Below are 21,164 nucleotides of genomic sequence, written 5' to 3' on the forward strand. Positions count from 1 at the left end.
TGGACGCAAAAGGGAACCTCGTTATGACAGTTGCTGTTGAAGCATTGCTTACCCCAGACATTTTGAAGCCAGCTCGGTATCTTGGTAATGAGCTAGGCGCTATTCATAAACCCTGGGATGCAGTAACCGTCCGCTGGGTTCTGACCTATCCCGAAATTTACGAAGTCGGTGCTTCAAACCTCGGGCACATGATTTTGTATAGCATTCTCAATGCTCAACCACGCCAATTGTGCGATCGTGCTTACCTGCCTGCCTCTGATCTAGCAATCAAGCTGCGAAGTAGTCAAACTCCGCTGTTTGCAGTTGAATCACGGCGATCGCTGGCTGACTTTGACATTTTAGGCTTCAGCCTCAGCTACGAACTAGGCGCAACAAATATCCTTGAGATGCTGGCTCTAGCTGGCATTCCCCTAACTTGGAAAGCACGTCAGCAGGTTAAGGCGGATGAACAACAGGTATGGCAAAATCCTGATGCGACCTCTGTACACAATACGCAAGCGGCACCCGTTACATATCCGCTTATTTTTGCCGGTGGGCAAACAGCGACCTCTAACCCAGAACCTTATGCTGACTTCTTTGATTTTATTGCCCTAGGGGATGGCGAGGAGTTGCTACCAGAAATTGGGTTGGTACTAGAAGAAGGGAAGGTTGCCGGGTTAAGTCGGGAGGCACTATTGCTAGACCTGGCTCAGGTGCCAGGAGTCTATGTACCGCAGTTTTATGACATGACTCCTGATGGTTCAGTGCAGCCAAATCGCTCCGATGTGCCAACGCGCATTTTGCGGCGAGTGGCTGACCCCATGCCAGCTTACTCAATTGGTCTAGTCCCCTATGTCGAAACCGTACACGATCGCCTAACAGTAGAAATTCGACGGGGCTGCACACGAGGTTGCCGCTTCTGCCAGCCGGGTATGCTGACACGCCCAGCGCGGGATGTTGAACCGGCCGCAGTCGTTGAGGCGATCGAGCAAGGAATGCGAGCGACCGGCTATAACGAATTTTCGCTACTGTCGCTAAGTTGCTCAGATTATCTGGCGCTGCCTGCGGTTGGCATGGAAATTAAAAATCGCTTGAAGGACGAAAATATTTCGCTGTCGTTGCCCAGTCAACGGGTTGATCGCTTTGACGAAACCATTGCCAACATCCTCGGTGGCACCCGTCAGGGTGGGCTCACCTTTGCTCCAGAAGCAGGTACACAGCGACTGCGAGACATTGTAAATAAAGGCTTAACGAATGAGGAACTCCTACGTGGAGTTAAAACTGCCTGGGAGCAAGGTTGGGATAAGGTCAAGCTTTATTTCATGATTGGTCTGCCAGGTGAGACAGATGTAGATGTAGTGGGCATTGCTGACACAGTGCGCTGGCTCCAGCAGGAATGCAATGCCAAAGGCAGAAAGCGGCTGCACTTTAACATCACGATTTCTAATTTCACACCCAAGCCGCACACACCTTTTCAGTGGCATTCCGTTGCAACAGCAGAATTTGCACGGAAGCAACGGCTTTTGAGAGAAGAGTTTCGCCACATTCGGGGTTTAAAAGTTAATTTTACAGATGTTCGCCTTTCGGCAATGGAAGATTTTGTTGGTAGGGGCGATCGCCGACTCTCCTCAGTTATTCAGCGCGCCTGGGAACTAGGTGCAGGGATGGATGCTTGGTGGGAAAGCCTCGATCGCGCGTATGCTGCCTGGACACAAGCGATCGCCGAATCAGGGCTGGACTGGAAATACCGTCAGGTTGAAAGCGGCGAGTGGAATATCTTTGGCACAACTGAAGCCAGCATTCAACCCTCAGCCTCCAACCCTCATCCTTCGCTAGAGGCTCCGCTCCCCTGGGATCATCTCGATACAGGGATTGACAAGCAGTGGCTTAAAGAAGACTTGCAGCGAGCGTTGCAAGCAGCAATAGTACCAGACTGTTCTTTTGACGGCTGCTCTCATTGCGGAGTCTGTAGTACTGACTTTGGGCATAACGTAGTGGTAGCGCCACCTGCTCTGCCATCCTTTGCAGGTCACTTTGTACCGAATCAGCAGCGCGCTCAACGGGTGCGGGTATGGTTAGGCAAGCACGGTGAAATGGCATTAGTCAGTCATCTTGATTTGGTTCGCTTGTTCGATCGCGTGGTACGACGAGCCGCCCTACCAATCACTTTCACAGGTGGCTTTCATCCTGGACCACGGATTATTCCTGCAAGTGCCCTGCCGCTTGGTGTCACCAGTGCAGGCGAAATTGTCGATTTTGAGCTGACTGAAGTAATGGATCTGGCGGTCTTTCGGTCAAAGTTGGAGGCGCAGCTTCCGGCTGAAATCCCGATTTATCATGTTGAAACCGTTCCCATTAGTTCGCCAGCGGCAACTCAGCTTTTGGAGAAGGCAGAATATCTCATTACAGTTGGCATAGTACAACCAGATGCACCTGCTGCTATCCAGCCGCTTACTTTATCGACATGGCAGGAATGGGTAGACACAATTCAAGCCAGCGATGCTCTTTGGTTTCAGCACACGACCAAAGGAGGCAAAACTCAGGACATCAATCTGCGCGATCGCCTGTTTGACTTGAGAATTGAAGCGTTAGTCAGTGATACGTCGATCGTGCTGCGTTACCTTGGCAGTCATCGTAACGACGGTACGCTACTTCGCCCTGATCACGTCCTTTATATGCTTGAGCAGGTCTCACAGCAAGAACTACAACTGTTGCAGATACACCGCGAGCGGCTACTTTTAGCGACACCGGAACACTCAGAATTGCAACTAACTTGAATTTGTTTCATCGAAAAGAGTCAAAGAACGAAGGATTGAGGCGTTTCTAGGTGCTGTTTTTCGTTTTGGTGAATCGTCCAGGGTACAAACAATCGAAGGCTCAGAAAAGAAAGCCTATAGCAGTCGAAGAGAATATTAGGACAGATATAAACCTTGAAACGCCCTTTAAGCAAGGGCTTCTCTTCATCCCTCCTTCTACCGCCGAGCGGAAGCAAGCTACATCCTTTTGCTATACCGCTTTAAGCCTTCATCTCATACCTCCTTCCTGCTACTCCAGCTTATCGATTCTTGAACTTTAGTCGCAGAGAAATCTGTACACGCTATAATGCAACTCAACAGAGGCTGTTGCGGGTTGAAGACTCTTAGGGGTACCGCTAAGTAAGTCAGCATTTGATGCTGAAGGCAGCCTACTTTGTCAGACTTCTAGTCCATCTTTTACAGAGTTCGATACCTTTTCGCAAGAGAAGGTAATTGGCTGGTTTTATTGATTATTCATTCAGTGGTCTTTGCCATAGTCAACCGTTCTGAGGCTGTTAGAGACTGCCTCATTTCAGGATTGGCATCTTTTTATAGCCGTTGCATAGCTTCGGAGCTTGTACGTTATGCAGCGGCACCTTCGCACGAGTTAGAGGATTACCGACTTAGATCCTCCTGCTGCCGCCAACCTTTGAGGAAATTGAATGTCCAAACAAATTGTTATCGCAGAGCAGCATCGCATTGCTGCCGTTTTTTCAGAAGATCAGATTCAAGAACTTATTGTTGCAACGGGTAGCCATCAAGTTAGTGATGTTTATCTTGGCATCGTTGAGAACGTCTTACCAGGCATTGATGCAGCCTTTGTGAATATTGGTGATAGTGAACGCAACGGGTTTATTCATGTCACCGATTTAGGTCCGTTGAAGTTGCGCCGGATGGCTGGCTCGATTACCGAACTGTTGGCTCCTCAGCAAAAAGTGCTGGTGCAGATCATGAAGGAGCCAACGGGTAATAAGGGACCCCGGTTGACTGGTAATGTTTCACTTCCAGGGCGTTATTTAGTATTGATGCCTCACGGCAAGGGCGTAAACCTTTCCCGCCGTATTCGCAATGAAAACGAACGGAATCGGTTACGGGCGCTGGCGATTTTAGTCAAACCCGCAGGCATGGGCATTGTCGTCCGCACTGAAGCGGAAAATATGCCTGAAGACGCCATTATTGAAGATTTGGAGACACTGCAAAAGCAGTGGGAGATGGTGTTGCAAGAGGCAAACACCACTCGTGCACCGGCGCTGCTGAATCGGGATGATGACTTTATTCAGCGGGTGCTGCGGGATGTTTACAGTGCGGATGTCAATCGGATTGTGGTGGATTCACACACAGGGCTGAAGCGCGTTCGGCAGCAGTTGACGAATTGGGGTGGTGGTGATTTACCGCGGGGGGTGTTGATTGATCACCATCGCGATCGCGCCCCCATCATGGAATACTTCCGCATCAATGCCGCAATCCGAGAAGCGCTGAAGCCTAGGGTTGATTTACCATCGGGTGGCTATATTATTATCGAGCGAACGGAAGCGCTAACCGTAGTTGATGTTAACTCTGGTTCGTTTACACGCTCTGCAACAGCGCGTGAAACAGTGCTCTGGACGAACTGCGAAGCCGCCACCGAAATTGCTCGCCAGCTTCGACTCCGCAACATTGCTGGGGTGATTGTCATTGACTTCATTGACATGGATCAGCGCCGCGATCAGTTGCAGGTGCTAGAACACTTCAACAAAGCGTTGCGAGCCGATAAGTCGCGACCGCAAATTGCTCAACTTTCTGAACTGGGCTTGGTTGAGTTAACCCGCAAACGTCAGGGCAAGAATATTTACGAAATCTTTGGTCGTGCCTGCCCCACCTGTGGTGGGTTAGGCCATCTGGTGCATTTGCCGGGTGAGAATGACACCGCAGAGGGCGATATGGTTGAGCGTCCGGCAGCCGTAGCGCTAAGAGAATCGCGAACCGTTGATCGCAACATTACTGGGCGCGGGCGTGGGCGTGATCTGGTGCTTCCTAATGTTGTAAGTGCCCCAGAGCCAACGTGGGAAGACCGTAGCGAAGATATGGATGATAGTGATGATGTCCAAGAGCTTGGGCTGAACCACCCGAGTTATCAAGAGCTAGGTGGTAACAATCGCCGTCGCCGCCGTCGTCGTCCCGGTGATGAAGGACGCAGCGTGGGCCCGTCTTATCAAAGCGCTCCTACTTTGAAGCTTGATGCAGCAAACGATGGTGAAGCAACGGCTGCCCCAGAGTTACCGTTTACCAGCCGAGTCGACCGCGCCGATACCGGGCGCTCTGAGCGTCCAGAACGTCCAGCTCGGGGTCGAGGTGGTCGGGGTCGGAGTGGGCGTGATGGTGTGCCCGAATTATTGACTAATCGAGAGCTGACTCCAGCCAAGGAATTGGAACCAACGCTAGACGCTGCTTATGTTCCAGAAGCACCACCAGAGTTGAGCTATGTGGAGGAGCGTCGGGGTCGATCGCGGCGGGAGTCGTCAAGGGCACCACAAGAGCCGCCGGAAGTAGTCACCGTAGAAATGACTCCAGCAGAACAGGATATCTATGCCTGGATGGGCATTTCGCCATTGATACTGGCTAATCAGGAAGTAAAAAATCCGAAAGCAGCCGTCATTTCGGTAGTTTTGCCAGGGCAGGCTCCTCTAGAAGCAGAACCCGAGCAAATGACGCTAACATCCCAACTAGAGTCAGTAGTATTAGAGCCAGTAGTAGCGGCACCGAAGCCGAAACAGCGCGTGATTGAGACTGTGCCAACAGGTAGGCAAGCGAACACAGACTTGCTTGAAGCGAAAGAAGTGGCAGACGTTGCTTCAGCGCTGGAGCCTCAGTTTGACAGTGTCGAGACTGACAGCATAGAGCCGGAGGCAGTAGTACCCCCGCTAGATGAGTTGATCGAGGCTGAAGATGCACCTGTGACCCGTCGTCGCCGCCGCCGTTCTTCGGCAACAACGTCAGATTAGTGATGAGCCAAATCAAAGCTGACACGTATGCCAAACTTCGGGTGCTAAGTCAGGTTGAGTTTAAAGTCTTGACCTGACAAAATTTTTTGGCGCATACGCGTTGCTTCTTGCCTAGTTTTGATCGCCCTCGAGTGTCCTTTATGGAGCAACAACAACCTCTAACGCATCAGTTAACTCTGCCCGTTTTGGATGGCATAGTGCTGCCAGCACTGGTGGCTGGTGTAGACGAGGTGGGGCGGGGTGCCCTTTTCGGTCCTGTAGTAGCAGCGGCTGTGATTTTGTCTGTAGAGGCAGCGCCTATATTGACTAAAGCTGGTGTAACTGACAGCAAGCTTCTATCACCAGAGCGTCGGCTGCTGTTGGCAGAGGTAATTCGTGCTCATGCCCTGGCATATCAGGTAAGCTACGCTTCGGTCTGGGAAATCGATCGCCTTAATATCTTGCAAGCATCGCTGTTAGCGATGAAGCGCGCTGTACTTAAGCTAAAAGTAACACCAGCACTTTGCTTAATTGACGGTAATCAACGCATTCCAGGACTGGCGTTATCACAACAGACCGTTGTGCAAGGCGATCGACAGTCACTAGCGATCGCTGCTGCCAGCATTCTTGCCAAGGTTTGGCGTGACGAGCTAATGACACGTCTGGACGCCAAATACCCTGGCTACAATCTGGCAGCTAATAAAGGGTACGGCACGCCTGCCCATCGCCTAGCCTTACAAACGTATGGAGTTTCACGTCTGCATCGGCGATCATTCAGCCCGTGCCGCATCTAAAAGGTAACGGTGGGAAGTGAGAGTAAGGCAAAAGTCAGGCAATCGGGTTATTTGTCGGTGCAACAGACGGCTTCACTGCTGACATTTGACCCAGGTTTGAGCTTGCCCACGCACCGTAATCTGCTAAAAGATGGTGCATGAGGCGCTGCTTTACAGTCAGCAAAACGCTTTTAAGCAGCCCGTTACCGGTTGCTTCTAAAAATGGTTTTGGCGTAAAGTCGAGCGGTGGGGGCACATCAACCTGTACTTCTAGATCTGCCCTACCTTTCAAAACGGTTTTGCCGTTCGACTGCTGGGGCTGTAGCTTGCCCACCAGGTTCAGCTTAAAGCGCTGGTTAATGTACTCAACACCCCGAATTTCACAACCAACTGACTGTACGTACACGGTACCATCTGAATCAGCCCAAACGCGCAAATCTACAATTGGCTGAATGGTCAGCATCATGAAGTTCAACGGGCGCATCTTCAAGCGAAAACGATCGTCACCAAACGGCTCAATTTGGCTTGAAGCAGCGAGAGCAGCCACAACGCGCTGAGGCTGCCGCAAATAGTGTTGAATCGGAACAGGCTGCTCTGGAACTGCCATTTCAACAGCTTGAGAGGCAGTAAAGCGTGTATACATAGCTGAAAAGCCACGAGTAAGTGGTAGAAAAAATCAGGTAGTTACTATTAATCTTAAATAGATATGAAGGAATGTGACTGCACCTTTTTCAGTAGATCTACTTCAGTAGATTCACGCGCTTTCCTCTCACAGACTATTCTTGCAGAATTCTGAGCCACAACGCCCTTTTCGATGAGAAACATGAGAAGAATCATTGCTAGGGTGAGTTTTGATAGCGAGTTGATTTTCATCAGTAGAGGAAACAAATTCAGTCGGAGAACTAAATTAAGCACTACTTAGAAACTGGTTTCGACTGCGCTCAACCCGCCAGCCTACAGAACTGGGAGCCTTGAGCTTTTGACCTAAGCGCTCAACCCAAAGAGCACTCAAGCCGAGGGGTGCTTGGTCAAACGCGAAGTCGAAAGGCAGCTTATCAATCATTACGCCCAGCTACTTAAAGCTAAGAGAGTAATTAATGGGTAAATATAACTAAGTAAAGCTGTTTGGATTACTTACCAACCCGATCGCGCAACTGATTAGCCACCACTGATCTCATGCGTTATAGCTACCTGTCTTGCGGCTGAACAGGGTAATTTTAATGGCAAGCTAAGTAATGGCAGGCAGAACTAGAGAAGAAACGCTATGGCAGTATCGATCGCCCACCTAGGACCTATTGGCACCAATGCCGAAGCCGCTGCTCTTCAGTATGCAAGCTGGCTCACTGCAAGCACAGGACAAGAATCACTGCTCTGCCCTTACCCCAGCATTGCTCTCTCACTACGAGCCGTTGCTGAAGGTAATGCTGATGTAGCAGTTGTGCCGATCGAAAACTCGACTGAGGGCAGCGTTCCTGCCACATTGGATGGGCTATGGCGGTTTGGCAACTTGCAAATTCAGTGGGCGTTGATCTTGCCAATTTCACATGCGCTATTGTCTCAGGCTCCCGCGATCGACGCAATCCAGACGGTTTACTCTCATCCACAGGCGCTAGCTCAATGTCAAGGGTGGCTCGAAAAGTTTCTGCCCACAGCCCAGTTAATTCCCACTAGTTCGACCACTGAAGCGCTGCAATCGTTGGGGGAAGACGCTACAAGCGCCGCGATTTCTTCCCCTCGCGCTGCTGAATTGTATAACCTGCCTGTGCTCGCTGACTCGATCAACGACCATCCTGATAACTGCACGCGCTTCTGGATACTTAGCCAGCAACCGTCTCCTGGTGGTAGCCATACGTCACTCGCATTTACGGTTCACGATTTGCCGGGTTCCCTCGTTAAACCGTTACAAGTCTTTGCTAGCCGAGGCATTAACCTCAGCCATATTGAGTCACGTCCAACGAAGCGATCGCTTGGCGACTACTTGTTTTTTGTTGACCTAGAAGCCGATGCCCGCAAGCCCGACGTACAAGCAACGCTGGCAGAACTCGCCAAAGACACAGAAACGCTAAAAGTCTTCGGTAGCTATGATATTTTGCCCACTGCTAAAAGCTAAAGGAGGAAGGCCAAAGGCTAAACGTTTTGAGCATTAAGCTTGTTTTACCTTTTGCCTTTTCTCTACTCCCTGCTGCTTGCTACAGAGGGTTGAACAATGCTAACACCCAAAAACTCTCGAACAAGCTGAAGATAGGTTGACGGATCTTCTAGCATCGGAAAGTGAGCTGTGTCTGGTATTACGACGTATTGAATTTTGTCGCTTAAAGCAGCCGCTTGCCGCCCCATTTCAGCAGGGATGATGATGTCACGCTCGCCTGAAATCAGCAGCGTCGGGACAGTTAGACGTGCAAATTCTTGCGGCATCACCTCTGTTGCCTTTTTGCTGACGCAAGTAAAAATAGTGCCTAAGGCTGCACCATAATCTGCCATCAAAAAATCGTTCAGAAACGATCGACTAATAGCTGTAGGCAGGGGGCGGTGCAGAAAACGCTGCATGAACAGTCGATCGATAAATGGGAGTCCGTACAGCAAGCGTGGACGAAATTTGACGACGTACCCACCAAACTTATAGAAGGCATTAAAGGCTTTTTCGTCGTACTCAAAAATGCCGCTACAGGTAAGAACAGCGCGATCGACACGATCAGCATAGAGATTCAGGAAAAAAGTCGCAACAGACGCGCCCATCGAATGAGCATTCAAGGACACGCGCTGTAAGCCAAGCGCATCCAAAAGCCCAGCAAGATCGTCTGCGTAGCTTTCTAGCTCGTAGCTGAGTTCGGCAGCAGTTTCCGGTGGTTCAGCCAAAGGCGACTCGCTAACATTAGAGCGCGATCGCCCAAACCCACGCATATCGTAGAGAAGACAATCAAAGCGGTCGGAAAATTCCCTTGCTGTACTTTCCCAGTAGCGAGCAGAGCCACCCCAACCATGTATAAAGACAAAGACAGGTTTACCAGTAGGCTCCTGAGTGCCTGCCTCTGTAACCCACTCGTAATAGTGATTAAAACCGTTAACGCTGACGTAAGACATTTTTACAGATAGTAAACGTTGAGTGATGAGTTTCAAGTTCAACCGTCATGCAAAACTCATCACTCAACACTCACAACTATTTAAGCAGATTCAGGTTTTGTTAAGCTGATTCAGGCTTAGGCAACGACGATGGATGGATGATTAGTTCTGCGGTCGATCGCTTCTCAACCATCTCGCGCGTAATGCTACAGCGAGTCACGTCTTTACGAGAGGGCAATTCGTACATCACGTCTAGCATTAACTCCTCGACGATGCTGCGGAGCGCGCGAGCGCCTGTTTTGCGACGGTAGGCTTCTTGAGCGATCGCACGCACTGCATCCTGCCGGAACTCCAGCGTTACATTGTCCATTTTCAGAAGCTTTTGATACTGCTTCACCAGCGCGTTGCGAGGCTCGGTTAGAATCTCTGTCAGCGCATCTTCATCCAGCGGGTTTACTACAGCCATAACAGGCACTCGCCCGATAAACTCTGGAATCATACCAAACTTAACCAGATCATCCGGCTCCATGTGACGTAACACATCTGCCGTCCGTTTATCTTTCGGTTGTGCTTCTCCAGGCTGGATAAAGCCCATCGACTTCTTCCCAATGCGTTGCTCTACCGCTTTATCTAAACCAACAAAGGCACCACCACAAATAAAGAGGATATTGCCTGTATCAATTTGAATGCAGTCCTGATAAGGATGCTTGCGCCCACCCTGTGGCGGTACGTTGGCAACGGTTCCCTCCAACATCTTCAGCAGTGCTTGCTGCACACCTTCGCCAGAGACATCCCGCGTAATCGATGGGTTTTCACTCTTGCGAGCAATCTTATCGATTTCGTCAATGTAAATAATGCCTCGCTGGGCTTCTTCAACATCCAGATCGGCAACTTGCAGCAACCGCAGCAAAATGTTCTCGACATCTTCACCCACGTAGCCCGCTTCAGTCAGCGTGGTTGCATCAGCCACAGCAAACGGTACATCCAAAATTTCTGCTAGCGTTTGAGCGAGGAGAGTTTTGCCGCAGCCTGTAGGTCCGATTAAGAGAATGTTTGATTTTTGCAATTCAACGAGGTCATCAGTAGATGGCTTACTGCTGCCACCTTTTGATTGAATAAAGCTCAGACGCTTGTAGTGGTTGTAGACCGCAACCGACAACACCTTCTTAGCGTCATCTTGCCCGATGACGTGTTCATCAAGGTACTTTTTAATTTCTCTCGGTTTCGGGATCTGGTTAAGAGAAAGATTTGCAGACCGCGCCTTGCGTTTTTCGGGTGATTGTTCTCGCCGTGGCACTGGCTGCGGTGCTGCGGCGCTGGAATCGAACAACTCTTCATCCAGAATTTCGTTACAGAGGTCAACGCATTCATCACAAATGTAAACTCCCGGTCCGGCTATGAGCTTACGAACCTGCTCCTGAGACTTGCCGCAAAAGGAACATTTGAGATGGGAGTCATACTTGTTAGCCATATCTACCTCTTAGTTAACGGCGGCAACAGCCTCTCCAGCTTTAGGAAGATTTTGTCTGGAAATGACTTGGTCAACCAGTCCATAATCTTTTGCTTCAGCAGCGGACATGAAAAAGTCGCGCTCGGTATCCATTTCTACCCGTTCAAACGGTTGTCCCGTGTGGTGCGCCAGCAGTTCGCTCAACTTGCGCTTGTGGTAAAGAATTTCTTTTGCCTGGATTTCGATGTCAACGGCTTGCCCCTGAGCACCACCAAGGGGCTGATGGATCATGATGCGCGAGTTTGGCAAAGACATCCGCTTACCTTTAGCGCCTGCTGCTAGTAAGAATGCTCCCATGCTTGCTGCCAAGCCAAAGCAAATAGTAACAACATCAGAGCGTACTTGCTGCATGGTGTCATAAATTGCCATACCTGCGGTTACTGAACCGCCAGGGGAATTGATGTAAAGCTGAATGTCTTTTTCTGGGTCTTCAGCGTCCAAAAACAGCAGTTGAGCCACGATCGAGTCGGAAACGTTGTCGTCGATTGGTGTGCCCAGGAAGACAATGCGCTCTCTCAGCAGACGAGAGTAGATGTCAAACGCACGTTCACCGCGACCGGATTGCTCGACCACCATAGGCACCACATTGCTGGGACCTAGCGACGTGACATCTAGTGCATTCAAGCTGTTAATAGAGTAGTTAGGGGAACGGGATACAAACATAGTGGGTGTTATCGCCTGAAGTCACTGTAGACCGGGTTTACGAATCGGCATCAGCGATTTGCTGTGGGAATCGCATACGTATATCCAAACATTATGCCTTAACTAACTTGTGACTTGTGGGCGCATCGAGCGAAAAGCTCTGCTATTGTAGCCCGGTGTTGTGAGGCGTAGCGTCTTGCTCACATATCCTACTGACATAGGATAGACGAAATGTTACTCGCTGTCAGAGGATTCTGCTTTTGCTTTCGCCGCCTTACGTGCTTTTTTGGGTTTCTCGGTATCAGTAGTATTGTCGGTTGCGCTCGTCTCATCGCTAGCTCCTACGGCTTCAGTTGCTGGCAAGGCTGCGTCTAGAGCCACTGGTTCAGTTTCGGTTGCGTCAACGCCATCGGTGGTGCTACTAGCTTCAGTATCAACGACTGGCGTGACATCAATGGTGCTGTTAGCTGCTATTTCAGTTACTTCTGCATCATCGGCTTCCATGTCGTCCGCATCGGCATCATCCTCTGGCTTTGCCAGTGTGCCTTCAGGAACAAGCTCGACCGTAGACCGCTCAAGCAGCCAGTCCACAATTTTTTCTTTGAGTAAATCTTCGGTGACAACGGCTTGCAAACGATCGGGATCAATGTCGCGATCGCCAAGTTCTGCCATCAGTTCAGCCACTTTTGCCTTCACTTCATTCGGCTCAACCTTGATAGACTCCCGCTTAGCAACTTCGCCCAATGCCAGGGTGCGCTTGATGCGATCGATGGCCTCGGGGCGCGATCGCTCTTTCAACATCGGAATTGTGTCCTGGTTAAATAACCGCTTGACATCAATGCCCTGATTTTGGAGTTGCATCGCTGTCTGGTTGAGGAGATAGGTCATTTCTCGCTCAATCAAGGTTTCTGGCAGCTCAACCTCAATGTGTTTAAGCAGTTCATCTAGAATTGCCTGCTCTTTATTTGCCTTGGTTTTCTCGTCGGCTTCTTCGACGTAACGCGCTTCAAGTGACGATCGTAGCTCTGCCAGTGTTTCAAACTCACTGACTTCTTGAGCAAAATCGTCATCGAGTGCGGGTAGCTCTTTTTCTTTAATCTCTTTCAGAGTAATCGTAAAGATTGCGTCTCGACCAGCCAACGTTTCCTGTGTGTAATCGGCTGGAAACGGGATTGGAAGGTCTTTTGTCTCGCCTGGGTTCATCCCTACAATGCCATCAATGAAACCTTCAATGAACTTCCCTTCGGCCAGCTCTACCTGAAAGTCTTCCGCTTCGCCACCTGGAAATGGCTCCGGCTCGGCATCAGGATCATCGCTGACCAGCACGCCCTTGTAGTCAATAACAGTAGTGTCGCCGAATTGGGCAGCACGTCCTTCGACGGGGATCAAGGTTGCGGTTTGCTCTTGATATTGCTGGAGTACCTTCTCGACTCGTTCAGCATCGGGCTTGATTTCTTCTGCCTGAAGCTGAAAGTCAGTATATTGCTGGAGCGTTACCTCGGGCTGCACATCAACCGAAGCAGAAAACGTGAGTGCTGAACCAGGCGCAAACTGGCTCACCAACTCCTCAAAGGACGATCGCAGTTGAAAGTTACCCAGTGCGTCAATTTTTTCTTGCTCGATCGCCTGTTTCAGCGTCTCATCAATTAACTCTTCTAGCGCTGTTGCTTTCAATTGCATAGAGCCAAAACGCTGAACCAGCACCTGTCGTGGCACCTTGCCTTTACGAAACCCAGGAATATTGGCAGTACGAGTAAATTTTTGAATGACTTGCTCGTATGCCTTTTGAGACATTTCCGGCGTAATTTCAATTTCCAAGCCAATTTGGCTAGCGGGAAGTTTTTCCTGAGTAACTTTCATCGGTATATTCGCTACAGACAATTACTATTAGTGATGGATTCGGTCAGGCATGGCTCGAGGGTCGCAGAATCACTCACTCAACGTCAGACAAAGATCAAACATTCAAGAGCAGGCGATCGCTGTTCTCAACATCACCGCAGTAAGTAATCGTAACTGATTCTGCCAGAGGGTTAACGCTTAGTTTAGAAGAATCTTAACCATTGGGTCGATAGAGTGAAGCAAGATGGCAGCGATCGCTACAGAGTTTACTTAGGTTTACGAAAAATTGCGCCAGCCTTTGAACGCTACCCTCAGTTGTATGCTGGATGAAATGTATGCTGAATAAAAGTGCTAACTGAAGCCGCCGCAGCTTGCATTAATAACGTGTGATGAATGCGTAGAGCTTAAAGGCTCGTCATAAGGTAAGCAGACAGCAGTTAGCCCCAAGCGTAAGTTCATAGAGCAGTTGATTGTTTCTTGGCATGTAAGTTTCTTAGCGTGTAAATGATGAAGCTAAAAGCTGACGACTGAAAGCTCACACTTTTTATTGAAGGAGACTACGTTGGTTCATCCCTATCGGGTTGCTATTTTAGGGGCAACCGGTGCAGTCGGCACCGAACTACTAGAGCTATTGGAGCAGCGAGACTTTCCCCTGGCAGATCTGAAGCTACTGGCATCAGCACGATCGGCAGGACGGACGCTTACTTTCAAAGGAGAGCAGTTGCCTCTAGAAGCCGTCAATGACGATAGCTTCAAACAGATTGATCTAGTGTTAGCTTCGGCTGGCGCATCAGTGTCAAAGGCATGGGCAGCTAAAGCGGTTGCTGCTGGTGCTGTAGTTATTGATAACTCCAGTGCCTTTCGGCTGAACCCGACTGTGCCCTTGGTAGTGCCAGAGGTAAACCCCCAGGCAGCCGCAGCGCACCAGGGCATCATTGCAAACCCCAACTGCACAACGATTTTGATGGCAGTTGCCATCTATCCGTTACATCAAGTGCAACCTATCCGGCGGATTGTCGCAGCGACTTATCAGTCTGCTAGTGGCGCTGGGGCACGAGCAATGGAGGAAGTTAAAACGCAGACGCAGGCAATTTTGCAGGGACAAGAACCCGTCGCAGAGCTTTTCCCCTACCCACTGGCGTTCAATCTGTTTCCGCACAACTCTCCACTAAATGGAGAGGGCTATTGCGAAGAAGAAATGAAAATGGTTAACGAGACGCGTAAAATCTTTGGTGCTCCTAATTTGCGGGTAACAGCAACGTGTGTGCGGGTTCCCGTATTGCGGGCGCACTCTGAAGCAATTAACCTGGAGTTTGACCAACCGTTTGATGTGGCACAAGCGCGGGCTATCCTAAGTCAAGCCCCAGGCGTTAAGCTGGTGGAAGATTGGGAAGCAAACTACTTTCCCATGCCAATCGATGCCAGTGGCAAAGATGAGGTGCTCGTCGGGCGCATCCGCCAAGATCTATCCCATGCTGCTGGTTTGGAACTTTGGCTCTGCGGCGACCAGATTCGTAAGGGTGCAGCACTGAATGCGGTGCAGATTGCCGAGCTGTTGGTGCAGCAGAATTTAGTCCGACCAGCGATCGCTCTTGCCAATTAGAGCAATGAGCGGTTAGCTAGTGATCAGCATCTACCAGTCAGGCTGTTTAACCAGTCAATACATCAGTCCGACTGGCAAACAATTAACTAACAACTGAAACAATGTGGTGAATTTTGGACGTGTTTTAACTGCAATGATCACGCCGTTTAAAGAGGACGGCAGCGTTGATTTTGCGATCGCCGCCAAGCTTGCGTCCTACTTGGCAGAGCACGGCACCGATACGCTAGTCGTCTGTGGCACGACCGGCGAATCACCGACTCTGACCTGGGATGAAGAATACGAACTCTTCCAAGTGGTACGGCAAGCAGTGGCAGGCAACGCGAAGGTAATTGCGGGTACAGGGTCAAACTCAACGCGAGAAGCGATCGCAGCCACCCAAAAAGCAGCTAAACTAGGGCTAGATGGTTCGTTGCAGGTTGTGCCATACTACAACAAGCCTCCCCAAGAGGGGTTGTATCAGCACTTTAAGGCAATTGCGGAAGCTGCACCAGACATGCCGTTGATGCTTTACAACGTGCCAGGGCGCACTGGTCAGAATTTGCAGGCTGAAACAGTGGGTCGTCTTGCCAAAATCGAAAATATTGTGGCAATTAAGGAATCGACTGGAAATCTTGATCAAGCAAGTGAGATTCAGCGTTTGACACCACCCGAGTTTGCACTCTACTCTGGAGATGACTCAATCACTTTACCGCTGCTAGCAATCGGTGGTAAGGGTGTTGTCAGCGTTGCTAGTCATCTAGTTGGTTTACAGCTCCAGCAGATGATCCAGGCTTTTGAGACGGGTCAGCATGCGATCGCCACTAGGATTCACCTAGAGCTTCTCCCGTTGTTCAAAGCCTTGTTTATCACAGCTAACCCGATTCCTGTCAAAGCAGCGCTCAGGTTACAAGGTTGGCAAGTGGGTTCTACCCGTCTCCCGCTTGTTGATTCCACCACTGACTTGACTGAGACGCTAGCCTCAGTGATGGCAGAGTTAGCTCTCATTTAGGCATTAGCAACGCCATAAAGTTTCTCGACAACTAAATAGTTCACTACCTGCACCAACGACTTTTACCACCAAAGACGTTTGAATGACTGGCGCTAGTTTGAGCAGACCAACGCCTACACTCAATCCTTCGGAACGGTTTTATTAAAGCGTTTATCAAGAATTTTTATTCTTAAGCACCGTTATTGATTTGGGTCGCTGGCTGCAATTGTTTTAACCACCCTCAACTGCTCGTTTTTTACTCTTTACACCTCAATTAAGGATGCCAATGACCCAAAAGAACGCTTCACCTGTGCTGAAAATTATTCCCCTTGGTGGACTGCATGAGATCGGCAAGAACACCTGTGTCTTTGAGATCGATGATGAAATCATTTTGCTCGATGCTGGTCTTGCCTTTCCGACAGACGGCATGCACGGGGTAAACATTGTTCTGCCAGATATGACCTATCTGCGAGAGAACCGCCACAAAATTAAGGGCATGATTGTCACGCATGGTCACGAAGACCATATTGGCGGTATCGCATTTCATCTCAAGCAATTCGACATTCCTGTCATCTATGGTCCTCGTTTAGCCATGTCGCTACTGAAGGACAAGCTGAATGAAGCAGGTGTTGCGAAACGAACAGAACTGCGAACGGTTGGTCCACGCGACGTAGTGCGTTTAGGCAAATCGTTTTTCGTAGAATTCATTCGCAATACCCACTCGATGGCTGATAGCTTTACCGTCGCGATTCGTACCCCAGTCGGTGTGGTTATTCATACAGGCGACTTCAAAGTTGACCACACACCCGTTGATGGCGAGTATTTTGACTTTCAGCGACTGGCAGAATACGGCGAAAAAGGCGTTCAATGTCTGATCAGTGACTCGACCAATTCGGAAGTTGCAGGCAGCACACCCTCTGAACGGGCGGTCATTCCGGGTCTCGATCGCGCCTTCTCCCAAGCGCAGGGACGTTTGTTGGTCACGACGTTTGCATCGTCCGTTCACCGCATCAACATCATCCTAGAACTGGCGAAAAAGAACGGGCGCGTGGTGTCAGTGGTTGGGCGATCGATGCTGAATCTTATCGCTCATGCTCGTACTTTGGGTTATATCAAGTGCGAAGACAGCCTGTTTCAACCCCTGCATGTGCTCCAAAAGCTATCAGATGAGCATGTTTTGATCCTTACCACTGGTTCACAGGGTGAACCAATGTCAGCGATGACTCGCATTGCTAACGGTGAGCATCGTCAGGTCAAAATTCGTGAAGGCGATACAGTCGTCTTTTCGGCAAACCCGATTCCTGGAAACACGATCGCAGTCGTTAACACGATCGACAAGCTGATGATGAAGGGTGCCAAGGTCATTTACGGTAAGGAACATGGCATCCATGTGTCTGGGCACGGTTGTCAAGAAGACCAAAAGCTCATGCTGGGCTTAACCCGACCCAAGTTCTTTTTGCCCGTTCATGGGGAACACCGGATGCTGGTCAAGCATTCTCAGACGGCTCAGAGCGTTGGTGTACCGGCTGAGAATATGGTGATTATTGACAACGGTGATGTGGTGGAACTAACTGAAACCACAATGCGCGTAGCAGGCAAAGTGCCATCTGGTATTGAACTTGTTGATACGTCGCGCTCTGGAGTGGTCAACAATAAAGTGTTACGCGAGCGTCAGCAGCTTGCCGGTGACGGTATTGTTACAGTGGCTACAGCGATCGACTGGGCTGGTACAGTGATTGCAAAACCACAGGTACATTTGAGCGGTGTGGTGACATCGTTAGAGCGACCAAAACTGCAAACGGCAGTTGAGACAGCGATTAATGGCGTACTGCGCGATCGCTGGCAAGAATTTGCTCGGCCTGTGGGTACTGATGGACAGCTTGAGGTTGACTGGGTTGGTCTACAAACACAGATTGAACGCGAGATTCAACGGATGATGCGTCGAGATCTGCAAAGCAATCCGTTGCTAGTGTTTCTACTCCAAACACCGAATGAGCCACCTGTCCGAGAAGCAGCCCCTCGCGGTCGTCGTACTGCTGTCATTGCGTCGTAAGCGGATGATGGCGCTATCGGTAGCCAAAGCACGTTAGTCAAAAGCAAATTAAGCCGAGGCGTTAGTGATAGCGCCTCGTTTTTTGCGTTATACCCTGCTACGAGTAGCGGTCGTGCGGTCTGCCAGCACACAACTTGAAAGAGCGCGATCAGACGCAGCGCGCTTGGAGACCGCACACTCGTACAATGCCCGTTCGCGTGATTCTTGCCGAACTGAACCAGACATTGCCGCCTGTTGCAGCAGCATAAACGCATTAAAGTCATTGGCATCATACTTTTTCCGCAGAAGTTGCCGCAGTTGCTCTTCTGCTTCGACTGTCAGGCATCCAGTTGTAAAAGCATGTTGGACAATTTCACGAATCAGCATCATGGTAGGACTCGAAACCTTGCTAATACAATCAAATTGGTAATCAATGTAAAGAAAACGTTTTTAACGACTGATGTCTGGGCAGAATATGTTCTCTAAGAAAAAGTGAATTTGTCTTCGCCTATCTAAAAAATAAAGTTCTGTTAAAGATGTTAGAAAGTCGATGACGGAGGCGCAACGGAGTGAATAAAGTTATGTACCTAGGCTTTTAACCCATAAAGCCTACTGCTATCAAGGTAGAGACACTTGTTGATGCAGACAGCGGAGAGACTGTCTACAGAGCAGCAAGAAGCTGCTTAGAGTGTGATTTGAGTAATGGCGATGCGACCCGAGAAGCAGACATCGACATCACTCCCCACATCTCGCCGCCGCTTAGCGTACTCTCCCGCATACTGAAAGTAATCACCTTCAATACGATAGTTTCCGGGCAAAGGCTGCGTACAAGGTTGGCAAAAAACCATTTCTGGCATCGCTGTCGTCGCCTCTAGATGTGGCAAGTTGACGTTCCAAAACGTTCCAGGTTCCCAAGTACGCGAAAAAAGGGTCAGTAAAACCTGAGTCGTTAGGTGTGCAGCAAGGTTCCAATCGATCGCTCGTTTGCCCTGACGATAGTGCGATAAGGCAATGCCAGGGATGCGATACAGCGCTGCTTCGCGCACAGCCGCCACTGTACCGGAAATATAGACATCTGCCCCCAAGTTGCCGCCTGCATTGATGCCAGAGAGTACCCAGCGAGTATCGGGAGCCAAATGGTTAAGGGCGAGGCGGGTACAGTCTGCCGGAGTACCGTTAACAGCATATTCAGCCGTCGATCGCCGCTGTACGTGAATAGGCGTCGTCGTTGTTACCTGATGCCCACAGCCTGAGTGGGGCAATTGGGGTGCCACAATGATTGATTTGTCATCAATCTGACTAACAGCTTGGAGCAGCGATTGGATTCCAGGTGCGTCTACACCGTCGTCATTGGTCAAGATTAAAGTCATGAGAGTAAGAAACGTTTGAGTTTTGGGCGCTGCTGGATAGGCGTTAGTGCGTAAACTAAAGTAACAGGCGGAGCGGCGATCGCGGGTCTAGTAACAAGGTACAGGTTAGAGACTGAATGAGTGAGCTTAACGACCATGATCAAGCAGGATTTGGACTTATTCCTGCCTCACCACCTGGATTTCGATCGGGGTTTGTTGGCATTATTGGTCGCCCAAATGTCGGTAAATCAACGCTGATGAACTATCTGGTGGGGCAGAAAATTGCCATCACCTCTCCTGTAGCGCAAACGACTCGCAACCGCTTACGTGGCATTCTAACGACACCGACCGCTCAACTCATCTTTGTTGATACCCCTGGCATTCACAAGCCGCACCATCAGTTGGGCAAAGTCCTTGTCAAGAACGCCCAGGTTGCAATTCAATCGGTGGATGTTTTGCTATTTGTCGTAGACGGTTCGGTTGAGGCAGGCGGCGGCGATCGCTTCATCGCTAATTTGTTAACACATTGCCAAATACCAATCATTTTGGGCATCAACAAGGCAGATCAGCAGCCAGGGCAGGACGAAGTAGAAGCGCCAGAGAGCGAAGGGACAGGGGATGCGGATGCAGACAAGCAACAGTCAGATGTAGAAAGTAAGGCATCAAACACCAAAAACGCTGACAAAGCTGGCTTGACTCCTCACCCCACCGCCATACGGAAGCAAGATACGCCTCTCAGCCCTCACTTATTCGATCGCAGTTATCAGGAACTCGCCGCCAGCCAACAGTGGAACATTGCCAAATTCTCAGCGCTAACAGGCGAGGGACTAGAAGCACTACAGCAACAGCTCATTCAGCATTTGCAGCCGGGTCCTTACTATTACCCGCCCGATCTGGTCACGGATCAACCGGAGCGCTTCATTATGGGCGAGTTGATTCGAGAGCAGGTGCTGTTGCTAACGCGGGAAGAAGTGCCCCACTCAACGGCGATCGGGATCGATCGCGTTGAAGAAGAACCCACCATTACACGCATCCTCGCCACCATTTACATTGAGCGATCGTCCCAAAAAGGCATTCTCATTGGGAAGGGGGGAGAAATGCTGAAGGCGATCGGCTCAGCATCCCGTCAGCAAATCCAAAAATTAGTTGCAGGTAAGGTTTATCTAGAATTATTCGTCAAAGTACAGCCGAAGTGGCGACAGTCCAGCGCTCGGCTTGCTGAACTAGGCTACCGGGTCGAACCGTAGCTCAGTAAGTCTTCGGGTTAACCATCTAAATTGTCATCAGGTGTGACTGCTTAAAGCAGCGACAGGATGGTGAGGGAGCGATTGCCTTGACAGTGATACACTCTAGGCAGCATGAACAACCTGGCAAACGATTGTACGCTGCCAAGACCACCCATCGTACCTTGAACTGCTTGATAGTAGGCGATCGTGCCATGGACTGGGCAGCGAAAGCCGCCATGACGCGCTTCTAGCTCTTTCATCAATTCGTAGCCATGCTGGGGGCGCTCCGATAGAAGCCCAAGCAACATGAGTTTGATGTCCTCACGACGGGCGCGAGGCTCATCTCCCTACCCCCCGACAAACGAACCTCTATGCACTTCACCAATCGAGTGAACCGCAAGCACTAAGTGCAGACCGTCTGTCAGTAGC

General features: G+C 50.0%; 17 protein-coding genes. 8 read left to right on the top strand and 9 right to left on the bottom strand.

Going from position 1 to position 21,164, the window contains the following annotated elements; translation table 11 throughout:
* The first annotated feature begins 23 nt into the window (after nucleotides 1-23).
* From H6F86_RS26985 to H6F86_RS26995, 3 genes are all read left to right on the top strand, one after another.
* Nucleotides 24-2,756 carry a TIGR03936 family radical SAM-associated protein gene (locus tag H6F86_RS26985; protein WP_190453168.1) on the top strand — a complete coding sequence of 911 codons (2,733 nt, stop codon included), beginning with the start codon at nucleotides 24-26 and terminating at the stop codon, nucleotides 2,754-2,756.
* A gap of 680 nt (nucleotides 2,757-3,436) precedes the next feature.
* Nucleotides 3,437-5,755 (top strand): Rne/Rng family ribonuclease, encoded by a 2,319-nt coding sequence (locus tag H6F86_RS26990; RefSeq protein ID WP_190453171.1) that lies wholly within the window; start codon nucleotides 3,437-3,439, stop codon nucleotides 5,753-5,755.
* 140 nt (nucleotides 5,756-5,895) lie between these two features.
* On the top strand, nucleotides 5,896-6,528 hold the full coding sequence (locus tag H6F86_RS26995; protein WP_190453173.1) for a ribonuclease HII: 633 nt from the start codon (nucleotides 5,896-5,898) through the stop codon (nucleotides 6,526-6,528).
* Between the two features lie 34 nt (nucleotides 6,529-6,562).
* Here H6F86_RS26995 and H6F86_RS27000 read toward each other — a convergent pair whose 3' ends face one another.
* Both H6F86_RS27000 and H6F86_RS27005 read right to left on the bottom strand, forming a co-directional pair.
* A complete protein-coding gene (locus H6F86_RS27000; RefSeq protein ID WP_190453176.1) occupies nucleotides 6,563-7,150 on the bottom strand; it encodes a DUF1997 domain-containing protein in 588 nt (195 codons plus the stop codon).
* 264 nt (nucleotides 7,151-7,414) lie between these two features.
* Nucleotides 7,415-7,570: a hypothetical protein gene (locus H6F86_RS27005; RefSeq protein ID WP_190453179.1), complete on the bottom strand. Its 156-nt coding sequence runs from the start codon at nucleotides 7,568-7,570 to the stop codon at nucleotides 7,415-7,417.
* A gap of 201 nt (nucleotides 7,571-7,771) precedes the next feature.
* Between H6F86_RS27005 and pheA the strand changes: the two genes are divergently transcribed.
* Nucleotides 7,772-8,617 (top strand): prephenate dehydratase, encoded by an 846-nt coding sequence (pheA, locus tag H6F86_RS27010; RefSeq protein ID WP_190453181.1) that lies wholly within the window; start codon nucleotides 7,772-7,774, stop codon nucleotides 8,615-8,617.
* Between the two features lie 62 nt (nucleotides 8,618-8,679).
* Here the strand turns inward: pheA and H6F86_RS27015 are convergent, their stop codons facing one another.
* From H6F86_RS27015 to tig, 4 genes are all read right to left on the bottom strand, one after another.
* The gene (locus H6F86_RS27015; RefSeq protein WP_190453184.1) at nucleotides 8,680-9,588 is read right to left on the bottom strand and encodes an alpha/beta hydrolase; all 909 of its coding nucleotides are present in this window, start codon (nucleotides 9,586-9,588) and stop codon (nucleotides 8,680-8,682) included.
* 100 nt (nucleotides 9,589-9,688) lie between these two features.
* Nucleotides 9,689-11,038 (bottom strand): ATP-dependent protease ATP-binding subunit ClpX, encoded by a 1,350-nt coding sequence (clpX, locus tag H6F86_RS27020; RefSeq protein ID WP_190453186.1) that lies wholly within the window; start codon nucleotides 11,036-11,038, stop codon nucleotides 9,689-9,691.
* Nucleotides 11,039-11,047: 9 nt separating this feature from the next.
* Nucleotides 11,048-11,740 (bottom strand): ATP-dependent Clp endopeptidase proteolytic subunit ClpP, encoded by a 693-nt coding sequence (clpP, locus tag H6F86_RS27025; RefSeq protein WP_190453188.1) that lies wholly within the window; start codon nucleotides 11,738-11,740, stop codon nucleotides 11,048-11,050.
* Nucleotides 11,741-11,953: 213 nt separating this feature from the next.
* Nucleotides 11,954-13,579 (bottom strand): trigger factor, encoded by a 1,626-nt coding sequence (tig, locus tag H6F86_RS27030; protein WP_190453190.1) that lies wholly within the window; start codon nucleotides 13,577-13,579, stop codon nucleotides 11,954-11,956.
* A gap of 541 nt (nucleotides 13,580-14,120) precedes the next feature.
* On the opposite strand from tig, the gene H6F86_RS27035 reads away from it, so the two are divergent.
* The 3 genes from H6F86_RS27035 to H6F86_RS27045 all read left to right on the top strand — a co-directional run bounded on the left by H6F86_RS27035 (nucleotide 14,121) and on the right by H6F86_RS27045 (nucleotide 18,181).
* A complete protein-coding gene (locus H6F86_RS27035) occupies nucleotides 14,121-15,161 on the top strand; it encodes an aspartate-semialdehyde dehydrogenase (protein ID WP_190453192.1) in 1,041 nt (346 codons plus the stop codon).
* A 103-nt stretch (nucleotides 15,162-15,264) separates the two neighbouring features.
* Nucleotides 15,265-16,149, top strand: a complete 885-nt coding sequence (dapA, locus tag H6F86_RS27040; protein WP_190453198.1) for a 4-hydroxy-tetrahydrodipicolinate synthase — start codon at nucleotides 15,265-15,267, stop codon at nucleotides 16,147-16,149.
* A gap of 265 nt (nucleotides 16,150-16,414) precedes the next feature.
* On the top strand, nucleotides 16,415-18,181 hold the full coding sequence (locus H6F86_RS27045) for a ribonuclease J (RefSeq protein WP_190453199.1): 1,767 nt from the start codon (nucleotides 16,415-16,417) through the stop codon (nucleotides 18,179-18,181).
* Nucleotides 18,182-18,268: 87 nt separating this feature from the next.
* Here the strand turns inward: H6F86_RS27045 and H6F86_RS31785 are convergent, their stop codons facing one another.
* Together H6F86_RS31785 and surE are read right to left on the bottom strand one after the other, a co-directional pair.
* On the bottom strand, nucleotides 18,269-18,550 hold the full coding sequence (locus H6F86_RS31785; protein ID WP_199305580.1) for a hypothetical protein: 282 nt from the start codon (nucleotides 18,548-18,550) through the stop codon (nucleotides 18,269-18,271).
* A 293-nt stretch (nucleotides 18,551-18,843) separates the two neighbouring features.
* Entirely contained in the window at nucleotides 18,844-19,530 is a 687-nt protein-coding gene (surE, locus tag H6F86_RS27055; RefSeq protein WP_190453201.1) for a 5'/3'-nucleotidase SurE, read from the bottom strand.
* A 116-nt stretch (nucleotides 19,531-19,646) separates the two neighbouring features.
* Here surE and era point away from each other — a divergent pair, with 116 nt between their 5' ends.
* Complete coding sequence (gene era, locus H6F86_RS27060; RefSeq protein ID WP_190453203.1) at nucleotides 19,647-20,756, top strand: GTPase Era; 1,110 nt, start codon at nucleotides 19,647-19,649, stop codon at nucleotides 20,754-20,756.
* Between the two features lie 50 nt (nucleotides 20,757-20,806).
* On the opposite strand, the gene H6F86_RS32570 is transcribed toward era, so the two are convergent.
* The gene (locus H6F86_RS32570; protein ID WP_242033719.1) at nucleotides 20,807-21,043 is read right to left on the bottom strand and encodes a helix-turn-helix transcriptional regulator; all 237 of its coding nucleotides are present in this window, start codon (nucleotides 21,041-21,043) and stop codon (nucleotides 20,807-20,809) included.
* Nucleotides 21,044-21,164 lie beyond the last annotated feature (121 nt).

It is taken from the genome of Phormidium sp. FACHB-592, assembly GCF_014695795.1.
Taxonomy (GTDB): domain Bacteria; phylum Cyanobacteriota; class Cyanobacteriia; order Leptolyngbyales; family Leptolyngbyaceae; genus Stenomitos.